This window comes from Arthrobacter sp. H14 (assembly GCF_000520495.1).
Taxonomy (GTDB): Bacteria; Actinomycetota; Actinomycetes; order Actinomycetales; family Micrococcaceae; genus Arthrobacter_C.
Genome location: NZ_KI914644.1, coordinates 27,722 through 32,718, shown reverse-complemented (window position 1 = coordinate 32,718; position 4,997 = coordinate 27,722). Strand labels below are relative to the sequence as shown.

5 protein-coding genes are annotated in these 4,997 nt (G+C 64.1%); all 5 read right to left on the bottom strand.

From position 1 onward, the window contains the following. Positions 1–39 precede the first annotated feature (39 nt). The gene (locus tag Y707_RS0107850) at positions 40–1,074 is read right to left on the bottom strand and encodes a Gfo/Idh/MocA family protein (RefSeq protein WP_026534662.1); all 1,035 of its coding nucleotides are present in this window, start codon (positions 1,072–1,074) and stop codon (positions 40–42) included. A gap of 21 nt (positions 1,075–1,095) precedes the next feature. Beyond that, positions 1,096–2,127, bottom strand: a complete 1,032-nt coding sequence (locus tag Y707_RS0107845) for a Gfo/Idh/MocA family oxidoreductase (RefSeq protein ID WP_026534661.1) — start codon at positions 2,125–2,127, stop codon at positions 1,096–1,098. A 55-nt stretch (positions 2,128–2,182) separates the two neighbouring features. Beyond that, positions 2,183–3,097 (bottom strand): ectoine hydroxylase, encoded by a 915-nt coding sequence (gene thpD, locus Y707_RS0107840; protein ID WP_026534660.1) that lies wholly within the window; start codon positions 3,095–3,097, stop codon positions 2,183–2,185. Positions 3,098–3,218: 121 nt separating this feature from the next. Then, positions 3,219–3,605, bottom strand: a complete 387-nt coding sequence (locus Y707_RS0107835; protein ID WP_026534659.1) for an ectoine synthase — start codon at positions 3,603–3,605, stop codon at positions 3,219–3,221. 166 nt (positions 3,606–3,771) lie between these two features. Continuing rightward, a partial coding sequence (gene ectB, locus Y707_RS24365) for a diaminobutyrate--2-oxoglutarate transaminase (RefSeq protein WP_081744717.1) occupies positions 3,772–4,997 on the bottom strand: 1,226 nt, incomplete at its 5' end.

Sequence of the window (4,997 nt, the reverse complement as noted above, 5' to 3'; positions counted from 1 at the left end):
GGCCCGCCGGCGGGCTCGCTCCCCTGCTTCCACAACTCCTCAGACGAGCCCATGTATCTTCTCGATGATCCGCAGCACCTCGAAGGATCCTGCCGGGTCCACCGGTGGATCCCCGCCGTCGAGCACGGCCCGTCCGAGCTGTTCATAGAAGGCCGGGTAGTTTCCGCGTTCGGAGGGGACCGGGCTCGATTCGCCGTCCCGGCCGATCATTCCCCAGACGTTCTCCACTCCGTAATCCTCGTCGGTGGGCAGCACACCGGCCGCGAGTGCAGGCTCCTGTCCGTCGAGGCCCCACTTGGTGTAGCCGGCCTCCGAACCCAGGACCCGGAACCGCGGGCCAACCTGCGCCGCGAACTTATTCATCCACAACCGGGAGCGCACCCCATTGGTATGCAGCAGCGAGACAAACGTGTCGTCGTCGGCATCCGAACCGCCGGCCGTACTGCGCCGGGCGGTTTCGGCGTACAGATTCTCGACCGGGCCGAACAGCTGCAGCGCCTGGTCGATGACATGCGAACCGAGGTCGAACAGCATCCCGCCGCCCTCAACCACCGGCGTCTGTTCCTTCCACGGGGTCCTGCTCCGCGGGCTCCACCGTTCGAACCGGGATTCAAACGAGTACACATCTCCAAGCGCGCCATCGGCGAGGAGCTTTTGCAGGGTCAGGAAATCGGCGTCCCAGCGCCGGTTCTGGAACACGGTAAGCACGACGCCGGCTGCCGCGGCCCGGTCCATCAGCGCACCGGCCTCCGGTGAACTCACAGCAAATGGCTTGTCGACGACGACGTGCAGCCCGTGAGTGATGGCCTCACCGGCCAGCGCCGTGTGGGTGTTCGGTGGCGTACCGATCACCACCAGGTCCAGTTCGGAGGCCAGCCGGAATAGTTCCTCCGCGCCGGCGACGATCCTCGCGTCTGGATAACGCTCCGCGGCGTCGGCGGCACGGTCCGGGTTGGCTGTGACGATGACGTCGAGCGAGAACTGCTCGTCGGCAGCGATCAACGGAGAATGGAAAACGCGGCCGGAGAGGCCGAACCCGATAACGGCAGTACGGATGGGGCGCTGGTCGGTCATCCAACCAGACTATCGCGCCGGTCATGCCGAGGCGCGGATGCTCTCCATGATCCGTAATACCTCCAGGGGCCCGGCCGGATCCACCGGCACCGGTCCGCCGTCGAGCAGGCTGTCCGCGAGCATCCGGTAGAAATCCGGGGTGGAACCGCCGGTATCCGCAGCGGACTGCAGGTCCCCGAACGGGCCGAGTCGCCCCCAGGTGGCGTCCTCGTCGGTTCCCGGTTCCGATCCTTCGGGCAATACCCCCGCGGCCAGCGCCGGTTGCTGCCCGTCGAGGCCCCACTGCGTGTAGGTGCTCTCGGAGCCTAGGACGCGGAAGCGCGGTCCGGTCCGGTTCATCCACAGCCGGGACCGGACGCCGCTGGCATGTTCGAGCGCAACGTAAGTGTCGTCGTCGTTATCCCAGCGTGCCGCCAGACTGTGCCGGGTGTCATCGGCGCTGACCTTTTTCACCGGTCCAAACAGTTCTTTAGCCTGCTCGACTACGCGGGTTCCGAGGTCGAAGAACAAGCCTTCGCTTCCGGCGACCGTGGCCTGCTTTTCGGGATGGTTGCGGCACTGTGGGCTCCACCGCTCGAACCGGGACTCGAAGGTGTGAACCTCGCCGAAATGGCCGTCCGAAATCATCTGCTGCAGCGACAGGAAGTCCTCGTCCCACCGCTGGCTCTGGAAGACCGTCAGCAAAACACCGGCAGCAGTTGCCTGCTCAATCAACTGACTGCCCTCTGCCGAATTAACAACAAAAGGCTTGTCGACGGCGACATGCAGCCCGTGCGCGATGCCGTCGGTGGCGAATCCGACGTGGGTGTAGGGAGGAGTCGCCACCACCATCAGGTCCAGGTCCGCCGCCATGGCGAACATTTCCCCACGGGTCGGAACAATCCGCGCCTGCGGGTAAAGCTGGGCCGCGGCGGCCGCCCGTTCCGGATTTCCGGTGACGATGACGTCCAGCGAGAACCGGTCGTCCGCTGCGATGTTTGGTGCGTGGAATGCCCGCCCGGACAGTCCGAAGCCGACAAGGGCGGTACGGATAAGTTTCTTGGGTTTGTTCACTAATTACACCTCCGGTGGGGGCCGGCGCCACGGTTGGCGCCGGCCGCGTTTGCTCTCAGTCGCCCAGAGCCTTGCCAACCGGGGTGAAGTCCCGGGATCCGATGAAGTCGGGCCGCGGCGCGGACGCTGCGAACGGTTCCTCCAGCGTGTTTTCGACACTGTTAAAGACAATGAACACATTCGACCGCGCAAACGGTGTGACGTTGCCGTTGGAGGCGTGCATGCAGTTCGAATCGAACATGATGGCCCCGCCGGCCTTGCCCTCGAGGACATCGATGCCGTATGTGTCGGCGAACCGGGTCAGCGTTTCCTTATCCGGAGTTCCGGCGCCCTGCATCACCAACGAGGACTTGTAATTGTCGTCCGGGGTCTCCCCCACGCAGCTGATGTACTTCTGATGCGAACCCGGCATAATCATCAGCGGCCCATTGAAGGAGTAGTTATCCGTCATCGAAATGGAAATGCTGACGGCGCGCATCCGCGGCATGCCGTCCTCGGCGTGCCAGGTTTCGAAGTCCGAGTGCCAGGAGAACTCCTTGCCCTCGAAGCCGGGCTTGAAGTTGACCCGGCTCTGGTGCACGTATACGTCCGATCCGAGGATCTGGCGGGCACGCTCGACGACGCGCGGGTCGGAGACAATCTTCGCGAAGACGTCGCTGGTCTTGTGTACGTCGAAGATCGAGCGGACTTCCTGTGACTTGGCCTCGACGACGGTGCATTCATCAGCGCGGACGGCCGGGTCGTTGGACAACCTGCGCAACTCTGCGCGGAAGGACTCCACTTCCTCCGGTGTCACCAGATCCTCTATGGCGAGGTAACCCTTCTGGTCATAGCCGCCCAGCTCCTTTGCTGACAGCGGTCCCTTGTCCGGCGTTCCCCAGACGACGGGATCCTCCCGGTCCATCACTTTCGGTTCGGGATCGACCCGTGTGGGATAGGTATCGATGCGACTTTCAACTGTTTCAGTCATGTGTTCCTCCTCAGTATCTGTCGACGGCGCGGGCGCTGATTTCGGTCCCCGCACCGAAAAAAGAAGGGCCCGGCGGAAACGACCTCCGGCTGGCAGCTCGTTTCCGCCAGGCCTTGACGTGTTATTCAGTTATCAGCGGATACACGCCGTTCTCGTCGTGTATCTCGCGTCCCGTGACCGGCGGATTGAACGTGCAGGCCATCCGCAGGTCCGTTTTTGCCTTCACGGTGTGCTTCTCATGCTTGTCCAGCAGGTACAGCGTGCCGTCCGAGATCGGGTGCACATCGCCGGTTTCGTCGTTGATGAGTTCGCCCTCGCCGCCGACGCAGTAGACAGCCTCGATGTGGTTGGCGTACCAGAAGCTGGACTCGGTTCCGGCGTAGATCACGGTGTCGTGGAAGGAGAATCCAACTCCCTCGCGGCCCAGCACCAGCCGGCGGCTGCGCCAGGTCTCGGACTTGATGTCCCGTTCAGTGTCATTGAGGTCGTTCAGCTGTGTAACTATCACTTGTATTTCCCATCAATATTTTTGTTCGCCAGGCCGGGCGCAGGGGCACCCGGGGCACGATCATACGTACGGTGCAGACCCGCCGCACGGTATTACGACGACGACGACGGCAGGGGCAACCGGGCCGGCACCACTGCAGAAAGACGGCGCCGGCCTGGCCCAGGTACTAGGAGACGGCGGTGAGTTCCCGCTCGCCGACGGAGGCGTCGACGGCTTCCATCAGGATGTCCAGCCCGCGGGCCAGGTCCTCGGTGCTGATGGTCAGGGCCGGCATCAGCTTCAGGACTTCGCTCTCGGGTCCCGAAGTTTCCACCAAAAGCCCCCGCTCAAACGATGCCGCTGCAATCTTCTCCGCAGTGGACGGATCGGGAAATGCCACGCCGGCCAGTAACCCACGGCCGCGCACAACGGCGCCTTCGGTCGTCGCCGCAACGCGGGCCAGGCCCTCGTGCAGCTGGTTGGCCCGTACAGCGATCTGCTGCTCGAAGTTCTCCCGGTCGCTCCAGAAACGCTTGAGCGCGGCGGTGGCGGTGACGAATGCCGGGTTGCTGCCGCGGAAGGTTCCGTTGTGCTCGCCCGGTCCCCAGACGTCCAGTTCGCGGCGGAACAGGGTGAGCGCCATCGGCAGGCCGTAGCCGGAAATGGACTTTGACAGGCAGACGATGTCGGGCACGATTCCGGCCTCTTCGAAGCTGAAGAAGGTTCCGGTGCGGCCGCAGCCGGCCTGGACGTCGTCGACGATGAGCAGGATGTCGTGCTTCTTGCACAGGTCCGACAGGGCACGCAGCCAGGAAGCGCGTGCGGCGTTGAGGCCACCTTCGCCCTGCACGGTTTCGACGATGACGGCGGCGGGGAGGTCGACGCCGGAGCCGCTGTCTGCGAGCACCCGCTCGAGCCAGTGGAAATCGGTGGTTTCGCCGTCGAAGTAATCGTCGTAGGGGATCTTGGAGCTGTTGGTCAGTGCCACTCCGGCTCCCTGGCGCTTCATCGAGTTGCCGGTCACGGCCAGCGCGCCGAGCGTCATGCCGTGGAAGGCGTTCGTGAAGCTGAGTACGTGCTGGCGGCCGGTCACCTTGCGGGCGAGCTTCAAGGCGGCTTCGACCGTGTTGGTGCCGGTCGGGCCCGGGAACATGACCTTGTAGTCGAGACCGCGGGGCTCAAGGATGACGTCCCGGAAAGTCTCCAGGAACTTCCGTTTCGCCGGGGTGTGCATGTCCATCGAGTGGGTGATTGAGCCGCTGCGCAGGTAATCCAGCAGCGGTTCCAGCAGGTCCTGATGGTTGTGGCCGTAGTTCAGCGCACCGGCGCCGGAGAAGAAGTCGAGGTACTCCCGGCCGTCTTCGGTGTACATGGTGCTGCCACTGGCCCGGTCGAACACGGCGGGCCAGCCAC